The following is a 22,583-nucleotide window of genomic DNA, read 5'->3' as shown; positions in this document are numbered from 1 at the left end:
CCTCTATTTTCTGCGGGTGCAAAGTGAGATCAGCAATTCTGTGAGAAATTCTTTTTCTCCGGGAAGCTCCTGCAGAAGCCCGATGGCTTCATCTGTCAGAATCCTGACCTTCTCTCCCGCTTTTTCGATTCCTTCCAGGGTCACGTATGTGGTTTTATGGTTTTTCTCGTCGCTGCCCACAGCTTTTCCAAGCTCCTTTGAGCTGCCTGTCACATCCAGTATATCATCCTGGATCTGGAAGGCAATGCCGATACGGCTTGCTGCCTGTTCTATTTTTTCTGTCTCTTCCCCGGATGCCCCTGCCAGCACGGCACCTATCATCATGGCACACTCGATCAGGGCTGAAGTCTTGTTCTCATAAATGTAATCAAGCATTTCCCTGGAAAGAGGTTTTCCGTCATTTTCCACGTCCACGCCCTGACCGCCCAGCATTCCGTGAATGCCTGTTTTCCTTCCCAGGATCTGAAGGGCCCGGGCGATCTCTGCCTGTCTGCCTTCCCCGCGCGCGCTTTCCATATCAAACGCGGTAAATGCCGTCTCATAGGCATAATTCAGCAAAGCATCCCCTGCCAGTATAGCCGCGGATTCCCCGTAGACCACATGTGTGGTCTTCCTTCCTCTGCGGTACTCGTCATTGTCAAGGGCCGGCAGGTCGTCATGGATCAGGGAATGTGTGTGCACCATCTCCATGGCTGCCATAAACGGTTCCACCAGTTTCTCAGTGCCTCCGAACATGCGGTATGTCTCATACATAAAGACAGGACGCAGTCTCTTTCCGCCTGCCAGCATGCTATAGTTCACCGCCTCAGCCATCTTTTTTGAAAATCCGGACTCCCGGGGCAGGTATTTTCTGATGACCTGTTCCGCCAGTTCCGTCCTCATTTGTAATTCTTCTTTAAAATTCACTTAATTCACCATTCTCATTCATCTTGAGCATCTTTTTTTCCACAGTATCAATTTTATTGCTGCACTGTTTTAAAAGCTCCATGCCCTGCTGGTACATGGTAAAGGAGTCCTCCAGGGAAATCTCCCGGCTCTCCAGCTTTTCCACAATGGTGTCCAGTTCTTTTAAGGATTCCTCGATCGTCTTTTCTTCTGCTTCTTTTTTCGCTGCCAAATGTCACACCTCTCTTAGCGTTTTCCTTCTTTGTCACGTCTGCTTTCGGTTCGATGTCGGGTCCGCCTACTGTCCGGCCTGCTTTCAGATCACTGTCCCATCTGTGCGCTGTCGGAACTGACGGGTCTGCTTTCGGTTCACTGTCCCATCTGCGCACTGTCGGAACTGACGGGTCTGCTTTCGGTTCACTGTCCCATCTGCGCGCTGTCGGAACTGCCGGGACGGTCATTTCTGCTCACAGCCTGCACGCCTGTCACTCGTGACAGTATGCAGCCGTCACTGACCTGGATACGCAGAATATCGTCTGTCTTCACATGCTCTATACTGGTCACCGCATGATGTCTTTCATCTTCCACATAAGAAAATCCCTGATTCAGCTTTTCAAGAGGTGACAGACCCTTCATCCTCTCAATATAGATGTCCAGGCTTCTTCTTGCCATATAGATCTGATTCTTCATGGCAGCCTCCATCTTATCCTCCAAATCCATCAGGTGCTGACGTTTTTCCCGAATCTGATTCTCCGGGCTTAAGAACCTAAGCTTGTTCTGATACAGGCGCAAATGCTGGCGAAGCAGTAAAATTCTGTTCTCCACGCTTCTTGACAGCTTATCCCTGTAATCCTCAAAGGTCTTCAGCAGCATGCGCACATCGCCCACTGCCAGCTCTGCCGCGGCGGAGGGCGTGGGAGCCCGCAGATCTGCTACATAGTCCGCAATGGTGGTATCTGTCTCATGCCCTACGGCTGAGATCACAGGCGTCCTGCAGTTGAAAATGGCACGTGCCACTTCCTCCTCATTAAAGGCCCACAGATCTTCAATGGAGCCTCCGCCTCTTCCCACGATCATCACGTCCACACCATAGTCATCCAGCATCTGAATCCCTTTCACAATGCTCTCCTTCGCACCTTCTCCCTGTACAAGGGCAGGGTAGAGAATGATCTGCACATAGGGATTTCTTCTGCCGGCCACATTCCTGATATCCTGCACGGCAGCCCCGGTTGGAGCTGTGACCACACCCAGGGTGCGGATGTGTTTTGGTATGGGCTGTTTATAATCCTGGGCAAACATTCCCATCTCCTCCAGCTCACGTTTCAGAGCCAGATAACGCTCATACAGAAGGCCGGCCCCTTCCAGGGTGATCTCCTTTGCGTAGAGCTGGTATTTGCCGTCTCTTTCGTATACATTCACACTGCCGCCCACGATCACCTTATCCCCGTTCTTCATCTGGAAGGCCAGGCCTTTTCTGGCTCCTGCAAACATAACGCAGGCCATGGCTCCTGTCTCGTCCTTCAGGGAAAAATAAATATGGCCGGAAGTGTGGTATTTACAATTGGATACTTCCCCTTTTATATAGATTTTATTTAGAAGGAAGTCCTGTGTGAACATATTTTTAATGTAGGTGTTCACCTGGCCTACAGAGTAGACGCTGTTCATGACAGCTCCTTGGCAATCTTTCCTAAAATACCGTTGACAAAGGAGGAGGAATCATCGCCGCCGAATTTCTTCGCCAGCTCCACTGCCTCGTTGATCGCCACCTTCACAGGCACATCCTCATCATATTTCATCTCATAGACCGCAAGACGCAGGATATTCACATCCACCTTGCTCATGCGGCTCACTTTCCATCCGGAGGATGCCTGATTCAGGACTTCGTCAATCTCAGCGAGATGTTCCAGAATCTTTCCGTATTTGTCCTGCATATAGACCTCATTCATCGGGGTCAGTTCCTCCAGAGATTCAAAATACATCCGAATCTGCTCCGGCATCTCCTCTGAAGGATTAAATTCTCTCAAAAACAGGAGCTTGAAAATGTGCTCCCTCATTTCTCTTCTACCCATGGTTATCCTCCGTTTGTGTTTGTAATCCATTCCATCTTCTATAAAGAAAAGGTGCCCTTTTTGTAAAAGACACCTTTTCATTTTTTCATTTCTAAAATGCTGTGCTTCACTTGTCAGGGTACTCTAACGGCTTTACACCTTATTTGGTCTTTTCCATCTCCACACTGGCAATCCGCACATTCACATCGGAAACATTCAGACCTGTCATATTTTCAATCGCAGATTTTACTCTTTCCTGCACCTTTTTGCTGGTTTCCAGGATATTGAAACCATATTCAATATTCAGGGCCAAATCCACACATACAACGTCCTCAAGCACGTCCACTTTGACGCCCTTGGAAAGGTTCTTCATGCCCAGCTTGCCTACCAGTTCATTGGTGATATTTCCTGCCATGGAGCCGACACCGTCAACTTCTGTAGCAGCCAGTCCGGCGATGATGGCAACCACTTCATCAGCAATCTGCACTTCACCAAGCGAACCGTTATCATGTATCTTATACGTATTTCTGTCTTCCGCCATAGTTTCAACCTCCTATAGGAAAATCTCCTGGTTGTTATTATACCAAATTCCTATAGAAAATAAAAGAGAAATTTTTTTTGTGGGAGGGGGAGGGCGGACGGAAGGGGTGAGAGGGCGGAGGAGCCGGGGGTGTGGGAAAGGTTTGGGGGAAGCGTTCCGCTGCCAGGGAGCTAACCTGCTCCCAGTTACTAAATTCATCGGCAACGGCCTCTTCATTAAGTAACTGGGGCAGGTGGATCTCCCCGGCGCTCCACTATACATCCCCCAAACCTTTCCCACACCCCCGGCCCCTCCGCCCTCTCACCCCTTCCTGTTCTCCATCCTCCCACAAGTCTGTGAAATGAAGTGAAACAAAAAACATAAACTCCCGGCTTACAGTTCTCTCATTACCTATCGGCTGAGAAAGCCAGGGCTGGCGGGGGAGGTTGTTGTGGTCTTCTGGCAGACATTGCGGTAGAGAGCCTGAAAATCCAGCGCTTACTAAGACTTAGGCGCGAAGCCTCTGCTGAGCGTCTTAGTCGCAGTTAGCGCTTAGTTGAAGGGGAACGAAGCTGGCTGCCAGAAGACCACAACAGCCTCCCCCGCCAGCCCGTCCCCCCTGCCAACTAACTAATCTTTAAATATCCCGTGCCAAACGATAAGCCGCCCGCGCCGCCTCCAACACTCTTCCTCCCGAAAAGCTGTCTCCAATATTATAAAGCTCCTTCGCCGCATGCATCCGAAGCCCTTCCAGATACAGACTCTCATCCGGCCTGCCTCCCATGGCAAATACCACCAGATCGGCGGGAAGCTCCTGTACCTCTGTCTCCGGGCCGATTTTTTTAGCCAGGGGATTGGCAATGTTTTCAGGAAGCTGTGGCTGCCAGGTATTGTAGGGGTCCGGAACCCCTTTTGAGATGTTCTTTTCTATCTGTACACTGTCCTTAGTAAATCCCGTGACTTTTGCACAGTTTAACAGCTTCACTCCCGCCTTCTCCATGTAATGGATCAGATGGTAACGGTTGGCTGTGCAGGCGCCGCTCATAATGTAGGGGAGCATCTCCACAACGGTCACGTCGCAGCCCTTTTCGTATTTGAGCCAGTATGCCGTCTCACATCCCACAACGCCGCCGCCGATGACCACGGTTCTTCTGGCATCTCCCAGTTTCTCGGGTTCGCAGAGAAGGTCTGTGGCCTGCACCCAGTCTGCCTGGTCCACGCCGGGGATTCTGGGGACTACGCTGGTGGTTCCGATGTTGTAGACAATGGCGTCAAAGTTCTGTTCTTTCAGCCACTGTGTGTCTGCCTCCACACCGGTCTGCAGGATAATGCCGCCTTTTTCCTCTGCCAGCCGGACTTCCCTTATGAGGTAATCCAGATAGTTTTTAAAGTCAAATTTTATCTTCGGTCTGCTGCCGGGAACCACCTTGCCGCCAAGCACCTTTTCCCGCTCGATCAGAGTCACCTCATGGCCGCGGGCAGATGCGGTCAGGGCAAACTGCATGCCTGAGGGGCCGGCTCCCACAACTGCGATCTTCTTTTTCTTCTCCGCTTTTGGCAGAGTCTCCGGTATCACATCCTCAAAGCCGGTTCTCGGGTTTACTGCACACTGGGGATGGCCACCCTCCACAAACTCGTTGATGCAGCCCTCCTGGCATCCGATGCAGGGACGGATCCTGTCCACCTCCCCGGCATATGCCTTTTTGCACCAGTCCGGGTCAGCCAGAAGGGGACGCCCCAGCATGACAAGGTCGCACATGCCGTCTCTTATAGCCTTTTCCGCCAGATCCGGGTATCCCAGTTTTCCCACTGCCACGATTGGTACCTCCAGGCCGGCATTGGATCTCACTTCCCTGGTCTTGAAATATTTCTTTGCGATCCTGGAAATTTCCAAAAAACAGCCTGCCGGCATACCTGCCGGGGGATGGGGCAGCCACCAGTTGTCATAGCAGCCCAGATCCACGTCAAACATATCCACGCCGGCTTTTACCAGATTTTCCATGTAGCGCAGGGTATCGTAGATGGTTCTTCCGTTTCCGAATTTCTTCAGGGATTTTACGCTCTCCATCCGCTCCTTGTACGTCTCATTGAGAGCCAGGGACAGATCGATCCTGTACATGATAGGATAAGCGTCTCCCACTCGTTTTCTGATTTCCCTTACCAGGTCCAGGCCGAAGTTCTGCCAGTAAGCATATCTCCCTGCTTTTCTCCTGTTGAACGCAGGGTTTGTGAGCTGATCCAGCAGATAACCCTCATGGCCGTGGAGGTAAACGCCGTCAAGTCCCGCTGTCTTGGCGTCGGAGGCGGCCTGGCCGCCGTTTTTAATGATTTTATGGAGAGCCAGGTCTGTCAGCGGCAGACAGGGAAGCTCCGGAATGTAGAAATTAGGGTTCAGAGAGGCGGAACAGGGCAGCTTCATCTCATTGATGACACACTGGGGCGGTCCTACCCTTCCGAGCCCCGGGGTGAGCTGGATAAAAATGCGGCTCCCGTATGCATGTACTCCCTGAGCCAGATCTCTCCACCCGGAGAAAACCGTCCGGCTTCTGTCGATCCTGGGGAAAAAGCTCAGCTTCCCGGGCTCGGTAACGGTATTGTCAATCCCGTGGCTGATGGGGATCAGGCCGGTTGTAAGAAGGCCGGTCCCTCCTTTTGCCCTGGCAAAAAAATACTGGAGCATCTTGTCATTTGGCCGTCCGTTCTCCTCACACATGTTCAGATTGCCCATGGGGGCCATGACCACCCTGTTTTTCAATGTCATGCGGTTGACCCGTATAGGTGAAAAGATCGCGTCGTAGGGGTAAAGCTTACTGCTCATGACAGCAGAGTGTCCGGGACAGTTTTCCTTCTCCTCCTGTACCCAGCTTCCGTAGCTGTCTACCAGCTTCTGAACGATTTTATCAGTTTTCAAACATGTCACCTCTTTCTGTTCTGGAAATGCAGTTTCCGAAGCCCTTCCACCTCATCGCAGATTTCCTTTAATCCGCAGGTGCTGCACTCTTTGTCTGCTTTTTCCATGATTTTATTCAGTGCTTTTGTTATCATTTTATTCTTCTCTGCCAGCCGCTTAAGCGACAAAATATCTGCTGACTCCTCGGTTATGAACAGTACCTGCACAGCTTTTACACCGGGGTATTCCAGATATTTATTTATATACAGACTGCCTACCCGGGCAAAGGACAGCCCTTCCTTAACGGCTTTTTTTCCTACTCTGACCTGTTCCCGCTCCTCCATAGAGGAGGCTCTTACCATAAATCCTTCGGGGTAGACACTGTATTTGATCAGGTCAATGTCCTTACAGATGTGATACGCCCTGTCGTCCTCCCCAATCTCCTCCGTCTCCGCAAATGTGATTCTGGCATAGGAAAGAGGCCCCCTGATCTGCCCAAGATCCGGCCCGTACAGCAGGGTTTTGCTTTCCCCCACTATGCCCGGCGTGGAGGAAACACAGGTATACGCTGCGCTCTTTTTCTCTCTGCCGCCAAGCTCAAAGGCCGTCTCTTTTAGAAGCAGCACCTGGCTGTCCTTCCGGGCGGGTGCGCAGTCCTGTGCATTATAGGGAAAACAGGCGGCAGGGATCTGCTGCAGCAGAGAACGGGTATCCCGGATGATCTGATCCTGTATATCCATTACAGTTTTCTCTCCCTGTCCATATCGTCGTAATGTTTGCCAAGCAGCTTATAGACAAAGCCGATCAGCTTCACATCCAGGTTAAAGATATATATGATGAAAAGCAGGACGGCTGCGATTCCGCTTACTGCCAGTATCTTTTTCAGGATGCATCCGTGCTTTTTGATACAGCATGTCTTTACACAGCATTCTTTCTTCATAGGGATTCCTCCTTTATCTTCTGCCCTTCTGGCGGGCATATTCCGCTGCGCCCAGGGCGCCCATAAGCTGCGGGTCCACATCCAGATCGATCACTTTTACCTTCAGAACATGCTCAATGGCCTTTTTCAGTCCTGCATTCTTGGCGCAGCCTCCGGTCAGGGTGATCCTGTCCGTGACACCGGCTTTCTTTGCCATGACAAAACAGCGTTTTGCCACTGCCAGCTCAATGCCGGCTGCGATCTCGTCCCTTGCCTTTCCCTCGCCTACCAGTGTGATCACTTCACTCTCCGCAAATACGGTGCACTGGGCAGTGATGGGAATGACATTTTTCGCGCTCAGAGACAGATTTGAAAAATCCTCCAGGGACATTTCAAAGGCATTTGCCATGGTCTCGAAAAAGCGTCCCGTTCCGGCGGCACACTTGTCATTCATGGCAAAGTTCTTGACGGTGCCGTCTGTGTCTATGGCAATTCCCTTTACATCCTGTCCGCCGATATCAATGATGGCGCGCACTTCCGGGTTCGTCACATGGACACCCATGGCATGGCAGCTTATCTCCGAGATATTTTCGTCCGCAAAGGGTACCTTGTTTCTTCCGTAGCCGGTGCCGATGAGATAAGCCAGGTCCTCCGGGCTTTTTAACTCCTCCACCTGTTTTACGGTTTCATCCATGGCGATCACGGAGCTTTCCGATGGATTGATCTTACTTTTTATTGTTGTGTGGGCAGCTATATTTCCCTCCTCATCCAGTATCACGCATTTGGTATAGGTGGAGCCCACGTCACAACCCCCATAATATTTTTTCATTGTCTGCAACCTCCTTTTCCCGGATATCTACCATTCTTTCTCATCGTCAAAATCTTCCAAAGACGGGTCCACGGGTTCCTCATGCATGACTGTGCGCATGTAGCGGTTCACGGACTCTCTCATATGGCGCCTGGAGACCGTTCTGGGGTCCATCAGATCGTGTTCCACCCAGATAAAACGGATTCCCCGCTCCCTTGCCTGATCGTCAAACAGTCCCTGAAGCCCTGCCATGGTCTTGCAGGAAATGTGGCTGTACATGATGACCATATCCGCATGGAATTCCTCACAGACCTTCCAGAGTTCATCCAGCACATTGGCATAGCCGCCGTTGGTGTGTTTTCTCATGGCCATTCGCTCATAGGTCCATGCAATATCCTTTAAAGATTCCTCTTTGTCCTCCGTATTGATGAATTTCATGGACATCATGCTCTCCATATCAATGAGCACATCAATCCCCCAGCACTGTTCTGCCCAATTTCCGAAGTTGGCGTAATAGTGGGCCGGACAGGACCATACCACAGCCCGGTGCCGCATCTCTTTTGCACAGGGGTTCTTCTCCCTGTAGGCCTTCATCATAATCTTGTTCACTCTCTCATCTGTCTTCAAAAATCTGGGATCCCGGCCTGCGTCTGCCATATAGCTCAGCTCCCGGTAGATAGCCAGGATGGAGCCTGTGATCTGCGGATACGCGGTCTGGTTTACATCCCATTTCTCCTGCTCATACTCTGTCTCCTTATTGTATCTTTCCATGGCTTCAAAATAAGCGTCCCAGTCAAATGTCTCCCCTGTATTCTCCTCGATAAAGCGGATCATACCCTTGATCTCCTCCACCGCATAGTCCACGGCCTGCTCATCCAGATAGCGCACCGGAAGAGTCAGCGGATAGGTGGGGAGCTTAAAATATCTGTCCTGGAATATATTTGTCATAACGCTTCCGTCGCAGGGCATGCTGCTGGTTATATAGCATTTTCCGAATATGGGATAATCCCCGGCGATGCCGCATCCTGCCTCCGCGGAGGGAAGGGGACATACGTCTGCCGGAAGCCCGTAGTTTTCCGTCTCATCCAGATAATGTACCTGCATCTGCTGATCCAGAAGGGAAGTGATGTACACAGGGGCCATCTGGGACGGCATGCCTATGAGGTTCGGAAAACCTGCCATGATATGTATGGGCATCATCTCGTCAAAAAGTACGATTTTATCGCTTAAGGCATTGGGTCCGTTCAGGTTCTCATCTGCCTTGAAGGTGTTTTCCAGAAGGCGGGTACAGAACCGCACGATCATCCTCATATGCTCCCTGGCAATACGGAGCTGCGGCCCGCGCAGTCCTGTGAGCTGGGCGTCAATGAACATGGGGGTCTGCAGATAGGAACTGAACCATCTGTATTTCCACAGTCCCTTTACGGAACCCACAGGATTTTTCATGATCATAAGGCTCATATCTCCCCACACCTGCAGCCATTTTGCAAAGTCGTAGGCTGTGTCCTTTACACCTCTCCACTCTCTGAAGGCGGTTGTCAGCTCACCGGTGTGGACATCTCCCTTGTGATGGTCCATGTCTTTCCAGGCATGAAAGGCTCTGGAGACTGTTTTTTTCTCCTTTTTCAGAATCTCACTGCCCTGTGTTTTCAGTTCTTTTCCCTTTTCCAGCAGTTCTTCTATTTTTTTATCCATGGAGGGCGCCTCCTCTCTGGTTCTGGATCTTCTTAATTTCCATCCGTTCCACAAAAGCCTGGATCCTGGTACGCATCTGCCCGGAGGAGCCGGCCCTGTAAGGTCTGTCCACGGACAGTACCGGAAGTTCGTATTCCTCCTGCATGATATGACTGACTAAGGCTCTTTCATATCCCCAGTAGTCACAGAATTTTAACTGCTCATATATAATGCCGTCCGCATGGTAATCCTCATAGAGTTTTCTCACAAAATCACGTCTTGCCTGGATCTTCTCGTGGCTCATATAACGGGCACACTGGCTGTCCTCCATATATCTGCGGCATACTGCCTTCAGTGCGTCCTCCTCTTCTCCAATGTGTATCTCCTGTCTTCCCGGAAAGGAGCCAAAGCAGAAACGGTCTGCTACCACAAGGGCACCGGCCTCCTCCACCAGCTTCGTAAAATCAGGGTCATCGATCTCACTGCCCGCAATGACCACCCTGGCCCGGTAATTCTTTTTTTCATCCGGTTCTCTGTTTCTGATCTCCTCCAGCGTCTCCTGCAGCCTGTCCAGGATCAGATATTTCGGACAGACATAGGTGACCAGGTTCAGAATATGGAATTCGTAGCCTGTAATGCGGGGATTCTCTTCCTTGCGGTATTCCCCGATCTCTGTGATGATACGGCAGATTTTATTGTGCTCCTCCACGGCCTTTCTGATGGCATCATCCGAAGTGTCCACCCCGTAGTTTTCCTCAAGTTTTTTAAAGACCTTTGTCCGAATCTGTTCTGCCTGGTGCTCCACCCCATGTTCCGTCACCTTATAGGGCACATCCACATGGGACATGAAAAATTTGTCTCCCGGTATCAGCTTCTGCACCAGGATATTTTCCATGGAACGGTTCATCTGGGCACAGGCATCAACCGCTGCTATACCGTCCAGGAAATTGTAGCCGCCCTCCACTGCCCGCTCCAAAAGGGCGCGGCAATACTCACAGGTATAGTTTGACATGTAATATGTGGCAATCTCCAGGGAACCTGTCCTGGGCGCCCTCATCCTGAGGGAAAAACAGTTGTCCACATTGAGCAGAACCTCCGGCATATGGAAACAGGTATATCCAATCGCCAGTTTTCCCTCCTTTTTTGCCTGCTGTACCAGTTCATTGTTAGCCTCCTGAAGCAGGTTTTCAAAGTAAAACAAGTGCTTTAAATCTTTCACCCGGTTCACACCTCCTTATACAATATGCAGTTTTTCCAGTGCCTCTCCCACGCCTGCTGCCAGCAGGGAACTGTCAGGCAGGTCTAAAATGTTCTCCCCCTTCAGATCAAACTCTGTCAGACTGCTGTCCTGTCCGATGGACCCGAGAAAAGGAATCTTCTCAAAATCCAGAAACCTCAGCATTTCCGTATCCGGCAGACGGTTCACAAGCGCACCGCAGGCTTCATACATGACCAGCTCATCCGCCACTTTTTTTATGGTTTTGATGACCTGCAGCCCTTTCTGGCTGGGATCTGTGATGAGAATCAAATGGGTCACGCGCTCCATAACACGGCGGTTGATCTGTTCAATCCCGGCCTCACCGTCAATCACCACATAGTCAAACTGCTCTGCCATCATGGTGATGACTTCCTTCAGATATGCGTTTACCGCACAGTAACATCCTGCAGCCTCCGGGCGTCCGATCGCCAGAAACGCAAATCCCTCCTGCTCTTTCAGAGCATCAAACATTAAATTTCTGGCCTCCCCCAGGCACTCCACCGCTTCCTTTTTCTGACCTTTTTGAACATTTTCAACAATTGCCTTCCGTATGTCATCCATGGTGCTCTCCACAGTAACCCCAAGTGCTGTGGCAAGCCCTACAGCCGGGTCCGCGTCGATGGCCAGGATCCTGGCATCCGGATATTTCCGTGTCAGGATACGAACGATCATGGCGGAAACCGATGTCTTTCCCACACCTCCTTTACCTGCAACGGCAATGATTTTTGCTTCTCCCATACGCCTATCCACCTCCTGTGTTCACGCTGCACTGTTACCTTTATTATAGAGATTCGACCGATTATAGTCAATGCAATTTGTTTATTTTTATTATATTTTTCTGTAAATTATATCCACATTACTTTGTATTTCAAAATATTATTTGTATCTCCGGAACAAGAATGTATTTTCATGCAATTCATCCGATAAATATCCATAATTTTTCGTAAAATACAAAAGGCAAAGCTATTTGACAGCTTTGCCTTTGCAATCATTACTTATTTTGTTAAAATGGATTTTCGGCTCAATCACGGCTCCATAACAAAATGGAACGCTCTTTCAGCCACTGTTTCCATACCTGAAAATCCGGCATGAGCTGTTCCACCAGTCTGATGGTCAGAAAAGGATAATTTTTCACACGGGCCAGTGTGAGGATGACCACATAGTCCAGCACCTCCTCCGGTGCAAGGATCAGTCTCCAGTTAAAAAAGAGCCTGCCGTCCTTTGTGCATTTTCCCCATTGACCATATTTTTCCATAACCTGGATCTGCTCATAAGAAACTCCCATAAGTGACGCATAGTAATCTGCTTTCACAGCGAAGATTTCCAGTGCAGAATCAAGGTACTGGGCCTTTTCTTCCTTCTGATATGGCTGGGCATTGATATACCAGGCATCGGTTTTCCCGGCCTCTGCCTTTTTATGTATCCATTCTTTTTTCATTCGTACAAACTGTTTGATTTTTCGCTTAGGATAATGCTTTGGCGCCCGGACTACCACATTCCCTTCCGGTGTGATCTGGATTCCCACTGTAGTCCTGCTGCCGTAAATTATTTGGTATTCCATTTTATTACCCCCGTTGCTGTGCACTCCCCTCTCTGTTTGACGAAACTTTCTGCCGCTTTTTTATTATACTGTATTTTTCCTCCTTTGAAAACAGGCAATTAAAAAAGAGCCCTGTCGGACTCTTTTTCTCAGTTTCTGCTGAATTCCGCAAGCTCCAGGCCTTCGTTCCTGTCCAGCGTCATGCCCACACTCCAGGCATTGACAAACAGAAGCAGCGGATTTCCTCTCATATCTTTTACTTTCTTCATATCTGAGGTTCCTGTCAGCTTTTCAATATCCACGGATTCCTTGTTGGCAATCCAGCGGATATGTTCGTACGGCAGGTTCTCCAGACGGATTTCCACATTATACTCATTCTCCAGTCTGTATTTCAGCACGTCAAACTGCAGGACACCTACTACGCCTACAATGATCTCCTCCATGCCGCCCATAAATTCCTGGAAGATCTGGATCGCACCTTCCTGGGCAATCTGGTTGACACCTTTGACAAACTGTTTTCTCTTCATGCTGTCCATAAGACGGACCCTTGCAAAATGCTCCGGCGCGAAGGTTGGGATACCTTCATAGGCATATTTTTTTCCCGGTGAACACACTGTGTCGCCGATGGAGAAAATGCCCGGGTCAAAGACACCGATAATGTCACCTGCATAGGCCTCCTCCACCACATGACGGTCTGAAGCCATCATCTGCTGAGGCTGGGAAAGACGCATCTTTTTATTTCCCTGGACATGGTACACTTCCTGGGATGCATCAAATTTTCCGGAACAGATACGCATAAACGCGATTCGGTCTCTGTGGTTTTTATTCATATTTGCCTGAATCTTAAATACAAAAGCAGAGAATTCTTCCTTCATAGGGTCAATGACTCCTATATCCGCAGTTCTTGGCAGCGGTGAGGATGTCATTTTCAGGAAATGCTCAAGGAATGTCTCTACACCAAAGTTGGTGAGGGCGGAGCCGAAAAATACGGGAGACAGTTTTCCCTGGTTGACCAGATCCTGGTCAAATTCCGCACTGGCACCATCCAGCAGTTCGATCTCTTCCAGAAGCTGTTCCTTCTGTTCTGCATCCAGCACCTGATCGAGGCGCGGTTCGTCAATGCCGATCTCTTCCTCAATCCCTTCTTTTGTACCTTTCATGGTATCAGAGAAGGTGAGTACCTTCCCGGTATCTCTGTCATACACACCTCTGAACTTCTTGCCGGAACCAATGGGCCAGTTGATGGGGCAGGTGGGAATTCCCAGCTCCTTCTCAATGTCGTCCAGCAGATCAAAGGTATCGTTTGCATCCCTATCCAGCTTGTTGATAAAGGTAAAAATAGGGATATGACGCATGGCACAGACTTTGAACAGCTTTCTGGTCTGTGCCTCCACACCTTTTGAGGCGTCAATGACCATGACCGCAGAATCTGCTGCCATCAGGGTACGATATGTGTCCTCCGAGAAATCCTGATGTCCCGGAGTATCCAATATGTTAATGCAATAACCATCATAGTTAATCTGCAGCACAGAGGAAGTAACGGAAATACCTCTCTCTTTTTCAATTTCCATCCAGTCAGAAACCGCATGGCGTGAGGTTGCCTTGCCCTTCACACTTCCTGCCAGATTGATGGCTCCTCCGTAGAGAAGGAACTTTTCCGTCAGTGTGGTCTTACCGGCATCGGGATGGGATATGATCGCAAATGTACGTCTTTTCGTAATTTCTTTCGTATAGTCAGCCACTTGAGGGACCTCCTTATTCTTTTAACACGCTTAAAACATTTTAGTATACCGGGAATATGGTGTCAAGGACTTCTTAAACTTTCTCTTATCTCATTATTCCCCGTCGGAGGTTCCTTCATCCATTGGTGTGATCACGATATTCTCTACCGGAACGCTTGTTTTTCGTTTTACGATGTCCTCGATCTGGGCGCGTTTATCATCTGCCATGTACTCCTGGGGAACGATCACGTCCGCGGAGTCATTGGTCAGATTCACTACCACGTTCTCAAATCCCTTGGCATCCAGCAGCAGCTCCGCAGCTTCCTCCTGCTCAGCCAGATCTGTCATTTTCACCATGGAGGCAATGGCTTCCTGTTTCTGCTCGTCTCCAATGTTCTCATTGTTGATGATCTCAAGAAGGGTCTCTTTGTTGGCGGAGCGCACCTGTTCCCTGCTGACCTTTGCCTGTGCCACAAAATTGGATGCTCCTGTCAGAACTGCCTCACCTGGTGTCTCAGCGGACGCGTCTTTGCTGTCTGCATTGTTGTCCGTGGTGTTTCCGTCCTCCCCAGTGGCTGTGCCGTCTGTGGATGAGGAGCTCTGATCCTGTGTTGTATTATTGTCCTCTGTGGTGCCGGTATCCCCGTTTTCCGCCGCTGCATTCTCTTCAAGTAAAGCGGACTCGTCTGTAAGGTCGTAATCCAGGCTGTCAATATCCTCCACGATTCCGTCTGCGTCCGCTGTCTCTTTGCTCTTATCATCCGCTGTGTTTGTGCTGGCTTTCTTCAGTGTCTTGTCAATCCCCAGATGGTTATCTGAATAATTGATGTACCCGGCAACCGCGATCATGATTGCCAGTGCGGTGATAATGACCTGATTCTTCTTAAAGATTTTTTTCATGCGAGCTACTCCTTTAATTCATTTTAGCAACTGTCCTGCCGAAAGAACGCCTTTTTGGGCGTCAGCGGTCAGTCACCATCTTCATTACTTTAATTTTATGGGCTTCTACCTGAAATAATGCCTGCACAGCCTCCTGAATATTCTGAATTACATGGGGATCTTCCCCGCCCTCGGCCACAACCACTACGCCGCTTATTTTCGGGTAACGCTCATTTGACAGATACGGCTCCTGGTTGCCCTTGGAATCCTTGGAATATACGGTGTCTGTGCCGTCCTTTTCCACCACCCTCTCTCCTGTGTCCTCAAATGTGACGAAGACGTCTGTCTTTCCGATTCCCTTTACCTCAGCCAGCACCTCCTTAAGCCGCTGCTGAAGCTGGTCCTCATAATTGGTTTTCTGGCTTGCTTCGCTTGTGGGTGTACTCTTGGCAGTCTGTTCCTCGGTATCCTTTTTCTTCACAGGCATGGCAATGATAAGCAGCAGGATGCCTGCCAGCAGCACTACCACAATCTGCTCCTTTTTCAGCATTTCCGGAAATGGCTTCATGGTCCCACCGCTCCTTCCTGCAGGGAATCTTCCTCATCCTGCGGCTGTGTATCCCCGGTATCCTCACTTTTTTTATTCCAGCCGTACTCCTCCTCAATCTCCCTTGCATAGTTCTCCCATTCCTCCCGGTCCCGCTCCTCCTCTTCCATGTACCGGTCCACACCCGCGTCGATTTTATTCTCAAGCTGCAGGAAATCCAGCACAGGCGAGAGCAATAGGAGTATCAGAAGCAGTCCCATATAAAACTGAATGTACTTTTTATAATTGTTGTCCGGCAGAAAATGCATCACTGCGGATAAAAAAATAAAGTAGCACGCCAGGTTCCGCATCCAGCCGTAAAGGGTATCTGTCATATTGCCGGCCTCCTAATGTCCGATAAATGAAATGGTGAGTACTGCAATGGTGATCAAAAACAGCAGTTCCATGGTGAGCAGCACCTTTAAAAGCAGCATACAGCCGTCCCCGATGGTAGCCAGAGCCCCCACCATTCTTTTGTCCGAAATAGGCTGGACAATGGCTGCCAAAAGCTTGTAGAGCAGAGTCGTCATCCCCAGCCGGATGACAGGGGGAAGTCCCACACACAGGATGACTATGATCCCGATAACTCCCAGCCCGTTCCTCACCAGGACAGCGGTTCCGAGGGCTACCTCTGTCACGCCGTTTATGGCGTTTCCGATGCCCGGGATAGCTGCCGCCGTCTTGCCGATGACGTCCCGCTTCAGCGTGTCTATGGCAGGGCTTATCATGTTCTGGATGATCTGCATTCCGATCACAACTGCTATACAGGTCCGCATGACCCATTCCACTATGGTCCTCACAAGCTCTGCCATTTTGGAGAGGAAATCCTCACTGTGCAGAAAGTTTACAAGCTGAAGCAGCACGTATATATGGATACCCGGCAGAACACCTTTTAAAAAGATAACCTGTACCACATACACCAGCACCAGGACCACTTCATAGAAGACCATGGCTGTGGCACTCCCCGTAGCCGCAGTGACTGCCAGGAAGTAGGAGGGCATCAGCGCTTTCATAAAAGTGACAAAGCCTGTCAGCCCCTCACTTATCTCTATGCTGAGTGTACCGAAGGAATGCACCAAAGCTGCCAGAAGAAGCATGTATACAATGTAAAAACTGATCTCCCCCATCTGTCCGTTGTTGAATACATTGGAAAAATTGGAAAACAGAGAAGCCAGCAGCACCAGCAGCACCACATGGATCATGGTATCCCTCTCCGCCGCCAGGTTTTCCAGCAGAAAATTCTTGGCCAGCGCAAAAAAATACTCTTTTGAGAACAGCTTCTCTCCGCTTAAAATCTTATGCAGGGCGTCCTCCAGACTGAAGCTTTCCTCCCCCAGAAGCTCATTGATGGCATCCTGCATCTGCTCTAACTCCATGTCATCCATGAGTTTTTCCTCTGTGGCACTCTGTGTGTCCTGACGGATCTCTTCCTCTGACTTTTCATCTGCTGCATCTTTGTTCTCTGCCGTATTCCCGTTCTCCGCCGCATTCCCGTTCTCTGCCGCATTCCCATTCTCTGCCGCATTCCCGTTCTCTGCCGCATTCCCGTTCTCTGCCGCATTCCCGTTCTCTGCCGCATTCCCCTTCTCCGCCGCATTCCCCTTCTCCGCCGCATTTCCGTCCCCGTTATCTTTTGGCTGCCCATCCTGCGTTACAGTATTCTGCGGCTGGTTTTTTATCACATCTTGTCCTGCATTTGCCGAAAAAAAAGAGGCTCTCACCTCCACTGCCGCAGCCAATACCAGAAACAGCACTGCCAGCACGCATCCTGCTGCCCTGACTCTTTTTCCTATCCCCCCTTTCATACCAGAAACCCGTAGATGGCCTCCATCAGTGCAAGCAGCACCGGCATGGACAATACCATGATATAAAGTTTGACAAAGATCTCAATCTGGTTCCCAATAGCCCCGTATCCCGCGTCTTTGCAGATGCTGGCGGAAAACTGACCGATGTAGGCAGCCCCTATCATTTTCAGCAGTATGGTCAGATATTTTGTATCCACAGGCACATACTCCTGGATCTTCAGCACAGAGTCCAGCAGGTAGGAGAGCTTCTGCGCCATGAAGGTAAAGATGCAGATTCCCACTGCCAGGCTCAGATACAGAGAATACTCCGGCTTTGTCTCTTTTAAAAACAGCGCCAGCACCACTCCTGTCATGCCCAGCATGACGATTTTCACCACTTCCATCCAAAGCCCTCCTTTCCTCTACAGCGCAAATAACTCCTGTATGGTCTGGAATAAATCGTTGATGTAAGGCAGCACCCAGAACAGCACCAGTAAAAGTCCGGCAAGGCTTGTCAAAAAAGCCAGTTCTTCCCGCTGGCTGTGTTTTAAAATCTGGCACAGCACAGAGACCAGAATCCCCACTGCGCCGATTTTGAATAAAATTGTTACCTCCACTTATCTTCCTCCCTTCCTCCTGGATCTCATGTCCCGCGTGCCCTGCCTTTTTTCAGATCAGCGTAATGGCAAGAAATATTCCTCCCAGCACCCCCAGACTCTGATAAAGTCTTTTTTTCACAGGAATCTCAGCCTGCACTGCCTGAATTTTCCGCTCCAATTCCTGCTGAAACAAAGCCATGGCATTTTCCTGCTGGGAAATATCCAGATAGCCCAGATACTGGCCCAGCTGTCTTAGCTCCTCCTTGTCTTCTTTTGTAAGCGCACTGTCTCCGAACGCGGTTTCCGCCTCCTGCATAAAAATATCGGCAAACAAGATTCCGTCATAGGCATCCGCCCGCTCTGCCACATTTCTCAAAAAATCGGAAAACGGCGGGGTCAGTCTGCCTGCTGCCCGGATAAGAGCCTCCGGAAGCGCCTCCTTGCGGTAGCTGATCTCTCCTTTTATAAGCAGGACCATCCGCTGAAGCTCCCGAAGACCGGAAAGTCTTCTGGTAAGCTTCAGGCTTCTCTCAAAACCCAGAGCCGTACAGGAGAGCACCACAAGACAGACTCCCAGCACTTTCAGCATAAAGTTCCTCTCCTCCTTGTTTCATCAAACAGGCAGGTGCCCCTCTCATCAAACACGGCCTTCACTTTTCCTGCCTTGTCCTTATTGTGGAGAATAATATACCTCTCAAATATCTTTTCCTGCACCAGACGCTGCATCAGGGGCTTCCTCTTGATATCCTCAATGGAGCTTCCGTGAACCGTGGCAAACAGCTTGCATCCGCAGTGGATAACGGATTCAATGGCATGAATGTCCTCATAATCCCCCAGCTCATCCACGGCCACCACTTCCGGTGACATGGAGCGGATCAGCATCATCATACCCTCCGCCTTTGGACAGCAATCCAAAATATCCGTGCGGATTCCCAAGTCATTCTGCGGAATCCCCTGATAGGAACCGGCGATCTCGGAACGCTCATCCACCACCCCCACTGACATGCCCGGCAGATAGGTATTGCCGTCACTGACCTGTCGAATCAGGTCGCGCAGCAGGGTGGTCTTCCCGCACATGGGCGGGGAAATGATCAGGGTGTGGCAGACATTCCCCTTGTTGACCACATAGGGAAGGATCTGGTTGGCACATCCTTTTATCTGGTGTGAAAGTCTCAGATTTATATAAGATATGTATTTCAGGCTTTTGATCTTTGCTCCGTCCAGTACCGTTTTACCGGCAATTCCCACACGGTGGCCTCCCTGAATGGTGATGAATCCCTGCCGGATCTCTTCCTCAAATGCGTACATGGAATAATTGCTCACATACTCCATGGTCTCCCGCAGGTCCTTTGCCTCTACCTGGCAGACGCCCTGCATCTGCTTGGTCAGTTTTCCTTCTTTTGTAAGAAAATACTCATTCCCTTTGTAAATTAAGATCAGCGGCGCGTTGACCCTCAGCCTGATTTCATACAAGTGCTCCATATCAAACTCCGCATGCTCCAGGGCTGCCCTGATCTTCTGGGGAAATAACCGTATAATATCCCTTTCTCTCATTGTCTCACCTCTTTAAGATAATATATGAGGACAATCCCTGTTTCATACGAAAAATATCTCGACGCAGAGTATATATGGTTTTGCGCAGATTTCTGTTGACCTTTTTTTCTTCTTATCTTATGCTGATACTATCTCCGCAAGTCCTGAAACTGCATTTTTTTGCCGCAGTTCATGTAAGCGCTTGAAAATTTTCCAATACGCTTTTGGACGCGGTTCATTTTAAAAAGGAGAGAGAGATCATGAAAGAAACCATAGACGCCTATCTGGCTTTTATGAAAGAGACGGAACTGCTGAAATCCGTGACAAGGACAGCCTGGACCGGTTCCGGGAAACAGGAAAGTACCGCGGAACATTCCTGGCACCTGGCGCTCTTTGCCGCGGTCATGCTGGAAAAGTACCCCGGGCTGGACATCCGAAAAACGCTGCTCATGTGTCTTCTCCACGACATAGGGGAAATCTATGAAGGCGATATCTCCGCCGCACTCCACCCGGACAGCTCCCGCAAGTACCAGGAGGAGTACCGTGCTGCCAGCCGTGTCTTCTCCCTGCTGCCCGAAAAACAAAAAGAAGATTTCATGGCCGTCTGGCAGGAGTATGAGGACGGCCAAACGCCCGAAGCCCGTCTGGTAAAGGCTCTGGATAAGGCGGAGACGATCATCCAGCATAATACAGGAAAAAATCCGCCGGACTTTGACTACGACTTTAATCTTCAGTACGGAAAACCGTATTTTACCGATGATACCCTGCTGGAGGAAATGCGGAATGTGCTGGACAGTGAGACGAAAGCCCACTCCAAAGGGCAGTGAATCAGGAAACGCCGGACCCCGGGATAACAATCCTCCCACGCAGTCCGGCGTTTCCTATTCATGGTCTCTGTCTGTATCTCAAATTCTCACCCACACAAGCATCTCTCCCACTGTCCTGTTTGTCCAGGTATAGTATGGAATGAATTTCAGCGTCTGGCGCTCAAATTTTCTTCCCGCATAGGATTTATATAGTGTTTTCTCGTCCCACTCATCTTCTGAGAGGCGTTTTCCCTCTGTAGTCAGTGTCACAACCCCTTTCAGCAGATCTTTCTCATATTTCACTGTAAACTGTGGATTCTCATCCAAATATAATTCCTGGAGCTGGTCCCCGTTGTCCGCCTCTTCTAGGCAATACACAACCGGACCGCGCATCACTGCCACCTTACCGACATCCTCCCTGACTTTTGGATTGGCTGCCACCAGTTCCACCGGCATTTCCATGGAAAATACAAGCACGTCCCCGTTCTTCCAGCAGCGGTCTAAAAGCAGATATCCGTTCTCCACAGGACAATCCACCGCTTCCCCATTGAGTTTCAGGCTATAGCTGCGGCACCAGCCCGGCACGCGGATGGCATATGTAAACGCCGTATCCGCCTCATTTTCCACCTGTATCTTCACATCACCGCTCCACGGATAATCAGTCTCCACTCGGAACTGATTCTTTTTCCCGTTCAGAACAGCCTGCATACTGCCGCCGATAAACAGATTCATATAGATCTCTTTCTCATTGTACTCATAAGCATATCCCCCGATGGAGGAGAGGAGACGGGCCACATTGGGAGGGCAGCAGGCGCATCCGAACCATTTCTGACGCTCCACTTTCACATGTTTTTTGTGATAATCTTTCTCGGAAGCCTCCGGCACGGCCTCCAGAGGATTTACATAGAAGAATTTCTTACCGTCCAGGGACATGCCGCTGATCACTCCGTTGTAGAGACAGCGCTCCATCACATCTGTGTACCGGCTGTCCTTTGTGATCTCAAACATCCTTCTGGCAAAGAAAATAAATCCGATGGCAGCACAGGTTTCCGCGTAAACCGTATCGTTTGGCAGATCATAGTCAAAGGTAAATGCCTCACCGTACTGCGAGGAACCGATAGAACCGGTTACATACATCTGCTTTTCCACAATATTATTCCAGATTTTCCGGCAGGCTTCAAATAACTCCCGGTCTTCGGCTGCACTGGCCACTTCAGCCATTCCCGTATAGAGATATACGGCACGTACCGCATGGCCTTCTGCCCTGTCCTGCTGGCGGACCGGCTTGCCGGCCTGATAATACTGGTCTTGGAAATAACTGTCTTTCCAGAAGAAATCATTGCCGTTTTTTTCCCTCTCCTCTGCAAAATACAGCGGTGCCTGCCCCCTCTGGTCAATGAAATATTTGGCAAGCTCCAGATGTTTTTCATCCTTTGTCACCTCATAGAGTCCCACAAGGGCCATCTCCGCTACCTCATGACCGGGATATCCGGGTTTCTTACCAGGCGCATTTCCTATATTTTCATAAACACAATTTACATAGCCAATGGCTGTGTCCAGAAATTTCCGTTTTCCGGTTGCCTTATAATAGGCTACAGCACCTTCCACCATATGACCCAGGCAGTAGAGCTCGTGGTGATCCATAAGGTTTGTAAAGCGTTTTTCCAGACCATTCAGGATATAATAGGTGTCCAGATACCCGTCCGGCTGCTGTGCCGCACAGATGATATCAATGGCCTCATCCGCCGTTGCCTCCAGCTCCTTGTCCGGATGCCACATGAGAGAGTAGGCCACAGCCTCCAGCCACTTATAGGCATCACTGTCCTGAAATACCATTCCCTGAAAACAGCCTTCCTCCATACCAGCGGCAACACGGAAATTCTGCATACAGTAACTGGGCTCCGCCCCCTCGATCCTGTCATTTAATGCCTCCCACTGGTAAGGGATCACATGGTTTCTCACCAGCTCCATATACTCTTTCCAGAAATCATCCTGAATCGATACATCGCCCAGCGGCATCATTTTCACTTTCTTTTCTAACATGCCATACCTCCTAAATTTCATGTTGAATTCCAAGATTCCCCGTGCTACCATAAAGATATGGAAAACTTTGTAAGGCAACAGCCGGATTCC

24 protein-coding genes are annotated in these 22,583 nt (G+C 49.8%); 1 reads left to right on the top strand and 23 read right to left on the bottom strand.

Annotated elements, in window-relative coordinates; translation table 11 throughout:
- Positions 1-3: 3 nt before the first annotated feature.
- The 22 genes from MUB35_RS12960 to spoIIIAA all read right to left on the bottom strand — a co-directional run bounded on the left by MUB35_RS12960 (position 4) and on the right by spoIIIAA (position 19,665).
- Positions 4-906: a polyprenyl synthetase family protein gene (locus MUB35_RS12960; RefSeq protein ID WP_103732525.1), complete on the bottom strand. Its 903-nt coding sequence runs from the start codon at positions 904-906 to the stop codon at positions 4-6.
- Entirely contained in the window at positions 896-1,117 is a 222-nt protein-coding gene (xseB, locus tag MUB35_RS12955; protein ID WP_018596512.1) for an exodeoxyribonuclease VII small subunit, read from the bottom strand. Before xseB ends, MUB35_RS12960 begins: the two co-directional genes overlap by 11 nt.
- Before the next feature lie 185 nt (positions 1,118-1,302).
- Positions 1,303-2,550 (bottom strand): exodeoxyribonuclease VII large subunit, encoded by a 1,248-nt coding sequence (gene xseA / locus MUB35_RS12950; RefSeq protein WP_103732524.1) that lies wholly within the window; start codon positions 2,548-2,550, stop codon positions 1,303-1,305.
- The gene (nusB, locus tag MUB35_RS12945) at positions 2,547-2,954 is read right to left on the bottom strand and encodes a transcription antitermination factor NusB (RefSeq protein WP_033141193.1); all 408 of its coding nucleotides are present in this window, start codon (positions 2,952-2,954) and stop codon (positions 2,547-2,549) included. The genes xseA and nusB overlap by 4 nt, the downstream gene beginning before the upstream one ends.
- 139 nt (positions 2,955-3,093) lie before the next feature.
- Positions 3,094-3,474, bottom strand: coding sequence for an Asp23/Gls24 family envelope stress response protein (locus tag MUB35_RS12940; RefSeq protein WP_018596515.1), 381 nt, complete (start codon positions 3,472-3,474; stop codon positions 3,094-3,096).
- Between the two features lie 616 nt (positions 3,475-4,090).
- A complete protein-coding gene (locus tag MUB35_RS12935; protein WP_244806345.1) occupies positions 4,091-6,373 on the bottom strand; it encodes an oxidoreductase in 2,283 nt (760 codons plus the stop codon).
- A complete protein-coding gene (locus MUB35_RS12930) occupies positions 6,370-7,083 on the bottom strand; it encodes a hypothetical protein (RefSeq protein WP_103732580.1) in 714 nt (237 codons plus the stop codon). Before MUB35_RS12930 ends, MUB35_RS12935 begins: the two co-directional genes overlap by 4 nt.
- Entirely contained in the window at positions 7,083-7,283 is a 201-nt protein-coding gene (locus MUB35_RS12925) for a hypothetical protein (RefSeq protein WP_033141196.1), read from the bottom strand. The genes MUB35_RS12930 and MUB35_RS12925 overlap by 1 nt, the downstream gene beginning before the upstream one ends.
- A gap of 13 nt (positions 7,284-7,296) precedes the next feature.
- The gene (locus tag MUB35_RS12920; RefSeq protein WP_103732581.1) at positions 7,297-8,091 is read right to left on the bottom strand and encodes an acyl-CoA dehydratase activase; all 795 of its coding nucleotides are present in this window, start codon (positions 8,089-8,091) and stop codon (positions 7,297-7,299) included.
- Between the two features lie 27 nt (positions 8,092-8,118).
- The gene (locus MUB35_RS12915; protein WP_052099418.1) at positions 8,119-9,765 is read right to left on the bottom strand and encodes a 2-hydroxyacyl-CoA dehydratase family protein; all 1,647 of its coding nucleotides are present in this window, start codon (positions 9,763-9,765) and stop codon (positions 8,119-8,121) included.
- The gene (locus tag MUB35_RS12910) at positions 9,758-10,963 is read right to left on the bottom strand and encodes a 2-hydroxyacyl-CoA dehydratase family protein (protein WP_033141198.1); all 1,206 of its coding nucleotides are present in this window, start codon (positions 10,961-10,963) and stop codon (positions 9,758-9,760) included. Before MUB35_RS12910 ends, MUB35_RS12915 begins: the two co-directional genes overlap by 8 nt.
- A 15-nt stretch (positions 10,964-10,978) precedes the next feature.
- A complete protein-coding gene (locus tag MUB35_RS12905) occupies positions 10,979-11,740 on the bottom strand; it encodes an ATP-binding protein (RefSeq protein WP_244806344.1) in 762 nt (253 codons plus the stop codon).
- Between the two features lie 283 nt (positions 11,741-12,023).
- A complete protein-coding gene (locus tag MUB35_RS12900) occupies positions 12,024-12,563 on the bottom strand; it encodes a M48 family metallopeptidase (protein WP_244806343.1) in 540 nt (179 codons plus the stop codon).
- 128 nt (positions 12,564-12,691) lie between these two features.
- Positions 12,692-14,284 carry a peptide chain release factor 3 gene (locus tag MUB35_RS12895; RefSeq protein ID WP_244806342.1) on the bottom strand — a complete coding sequence of 531 codons (1,593 nt, stop codon included), beginning with the start codon at positions 14,282-14,284 and terminating at the stop codon, positions 12,692-12,694.
- Positions 14,285-14,377: 93 nt separating this feature from the next.
- Positions 14,378-15,163: a SpoIIIAH-like family protein gene (locus tag MUB35_RS12890; RefSeq protein ID WP_033141202.1), complete on the bottom strand. Its 786-nt coding sequence runs from the start codon at positions 15,161-15,163 to the stop codon at positions 14,378-14,380.
- Positions 15,164-15,224: 61 nt separating this feature from the next.
- Entirely contained in the window at positions 15,225-15,710 is a 486-nt protein-coding gene (locus MUB35_RS12885; RefSeq protein ID WP_033141203.1) for a stage III sporulation protein AG, read from the bottom strand.
- Positions 15,707-16,063 carry a stage III sporulation protein AF gene (locus MUB35_RS12880; RefSeq protein WP_052099419.1) on the bottom strand — a complete coding sequence of 119 codons (357 nt, stop codon included), beginning with the start codon at positions 16,061-16,063 and terminating at the stop codon, positions 15,707-15,709. Before MUB35_RS12880 ends, MUB35_RS12885 begins: the two co-directional genes overlap by 4 nt.
- A 12-nt stretch (positions 16,064-16,075) precedes the next feature.
- Positions 16,076-17,533: a stage III sporulation protein AE gene (locus tag MUB35_RS12875; RefSeq protein ID WP_244806341.1), complete on the bottom strand. Its 1,458-nt coding sequence runs from the start codon at positions 17,531-17,533 to the stop codon at positions 16,076-16,078.
- Positions 17,530-17,916: a stage III sporulation AC/AD family protein gene (locus tag MUB35_RS12870; protein WP_018596529.1), complete on the bottom strand. Its 387-nt coding sequence runs from the start codon at positions 17,914-17,916 to the stop codon at positions 17,530-17,532. The genes MUB35_RS12875 and MUB35_RS12870 overlap by 4 nt, the downstream gene beginning before the upstream one ends.
- A gap of 18 nt (positions 17,917-17,934) precedes the next feature.
- Positions 17,935-18,129 carry a stage III sporulation protein AC gene (spoIIIAC, locus tag MUB35_RS12865; protein WP_026255597.1) on the bottom strand — a complete coding sequence of 65 codons (195 nt, stop codon included), beginning with the start codon at positions 18,127-18,129 and terminating at the stop codon, positions 17,935-17,937.
- 52 nt (positions 18,130-18,181) lie between these two features.
- Positions 18,182-18,700 (bottom strand): stage III sporulation protein AB, encoded by a 519-nt coding sequence (locus MUB35_RS12860; protein ID WP_103731194.1) that lies wholly within the window; start codon positions 18,698-18,700, stop codon positions 18,182-18,184.
- Positions 18,694-19,665 (bottom strand): stage III sporulation protein AA, encoded by a 972-nt coding sequence (gene spoIIIAA, locus MUB35_RS12855; protein ID WP_033141206.1) that lies wholly within the window; start codon positions 19,663-19,665, stop codon positions 18,694-18,696. Before spoIIIAA ends, MUB35_RS12860 begins: the two co-directional genes overlap by 7 nt.
- A 239-nt stretch (positions 19,666-19,904) precedes the next feature.
- Between spoIIIAA and MUB35_RS12850 the strand changes: the two genes are divergently transcribed.
- A complete protein-coding gene (locus MUB35_RS12850) occupies positions 19,905-20,471 on the top strand; it encodes an HD domain-containing protein (protein ID WP_244806340.1) in 567 nt (188 codons plus the stop codon).
- A 78-nt stretch (positions 20,472-20,549) separates the two neighbouring features.
- On the opposite strand, the gene MUB35_RS12845 is transcribed toward MUB35_RS12850, so the two are convergent.
- Complete coding sequence (locus tag MUB35_RS12845; RefSeq protein ID WP_244806339.1) at positions 20,550-22,493, bottom strand: glycoside hydrolase family 127 protein; 1,944 nt, start codon at positions 22,491-22,493, stop codon at positions 20,550-20,552.
- Positions 22,494-22,583 lie beyond the last annotated feature (90 nt).

This window comes from Blautia sp. NSJ-175, assembly GCF_022867815.1.
GTDB classification, from domain to species: domain Bacteria; phylum Bacillota; class Clostridia; order Lachnospirales; family Lachnospiraceae; genus Blautia; species Blautia celeris.
The sequence above is the reverse complement of the archived record's forward strand: the minus strand, read 5'-3'. Positions and strand labels throughout refer to the sequence as shown.

Bases quoted from the DNA above. Each gene is read 5' to 3' on its own strand.
- MUB35_RS12920 (WP_103732581.1), bottom strand. From the start codon at position 8,091: ATGAAAAAATATTATGGGGGTTGTGACGTGGGCTCCACCTATACCAAA.
- MUB35_RS12845 (WP_244806339.1), bottom strand. From the start codon at position 22,493: ATGTTAGAAAAGAAAGTGAAAATGATGCCGCTGGGCGATGTATCGATT.
- MUB35_RS12875 (WP_244806341.1), bottom strand. From the start codon at position 17,533: ATGAAAGGGGGGATAGGAAAAAGAGTCAGGGCAGCAGGATGCGTGCTG.
- MUB35_RS12890 (WP_033141202.1), bottom strand. From the start codon at position 15,163: ATGAAAAAAATCTTTAAGAAGAATCAGGTCATTATCACCGCACTGGCA.
- xseA (WP_103732524.1), bottom strand. From the start codon at position 2,550: ATGAACAGCGTCTACTCTGTAGGCCAGGTGAACACCTACATTAAAAAT.
- MUB35_RS12940 (WP_018596515.1), bottom strand. From the start codon at position 3,474: ATGGCGGAAGACAGAAATACGTATAAGATACATGATAACGGTTCGCTT.
- MUB35_RS12905 (WP_244806344.1), bottom strand. From the start codon at position 11,740: ATGGGAGAAGCAAAAATCATTGCCGTTGCAGGTAAAGGAGGTGTGGGA.
- MUB35_RS12850 (WP_244806340.1), top strand. From the start codon at position 19,905: ATGAAAGAAACCATAGACGCCTATCTGGCTTTTATGAAAGAGACGGAA.
- MUB35_RS12915 (WP_052099418.1), bottom strand. From the start codon at position 9,765: ATGGATAAAAAAATAGAAGAACTGCTGGAAAAGGGAAAAGAACTGAAA.
- MUB35_RS12880 (WP_052099419.1), bottom strand. From the start codon at position 16,063: ATGACAGATACCCTTTACGGCTGGATGCGGAACCTGGCGTGCTACTTT.
- spoIIIAA (WP_033141206.1), bottom strand. From the start codon at position 19,665: ATGAGAGAAAGGGATATTATACGGTTATTTCCCCAGAAGATCAGGGCA.
- MUB35_RS12870 (WP_018596529.1), bottom strand. From the start codon at position 17,916: ATGGAAGTGGTGAAAATCGTCATGCTGGGCATGACAGGAGTGGTGCTG.
- MUB35_RS12860 (WP_103731194.1), bottom strand. From the start codon at position 18,700: ATGCTGAAAGTGCTGGGAGTCTGTCTTGTGGTGCTCTCCTGTACGGCT.
- nusB (WP_033141193.1), bottom strand. From the start codon at position 2,954: ATGGGTAGAAGAGAAATGAGGGAGCACATTTTCAAGCTCCTGTTTTTG.
- MUB35_RS12885 (WP_033141203.1), bottom strand. From the start codon at position 15,710: ATGAAGCCATTTCCGGAAATGCTGAAAAAGGAGCAGATTGTGGTAGTG.
- MUB35_RS12925 (WP_033141196.1), bottom strand. From the start codon at position 7,283: ATGAAGAAAGAATGCTGTGTAAAGACATGCTGTATCAAAAAGCACGGA.
- MUB35_RS12900 (WP_244806343.1), bottom strand. From the start codon at position 12,563: ATGGAATACCAAATAATTTACGGCAGCAGGACTACAGTGGGAATCCAG.
- MUB35_RS12930 (WP_103732580.1), bottom strand. From the start codon at position 7,083: ATGGATATACAGGATCAGATCATCCGGGATACCCGTTCTCTGCTGCAG.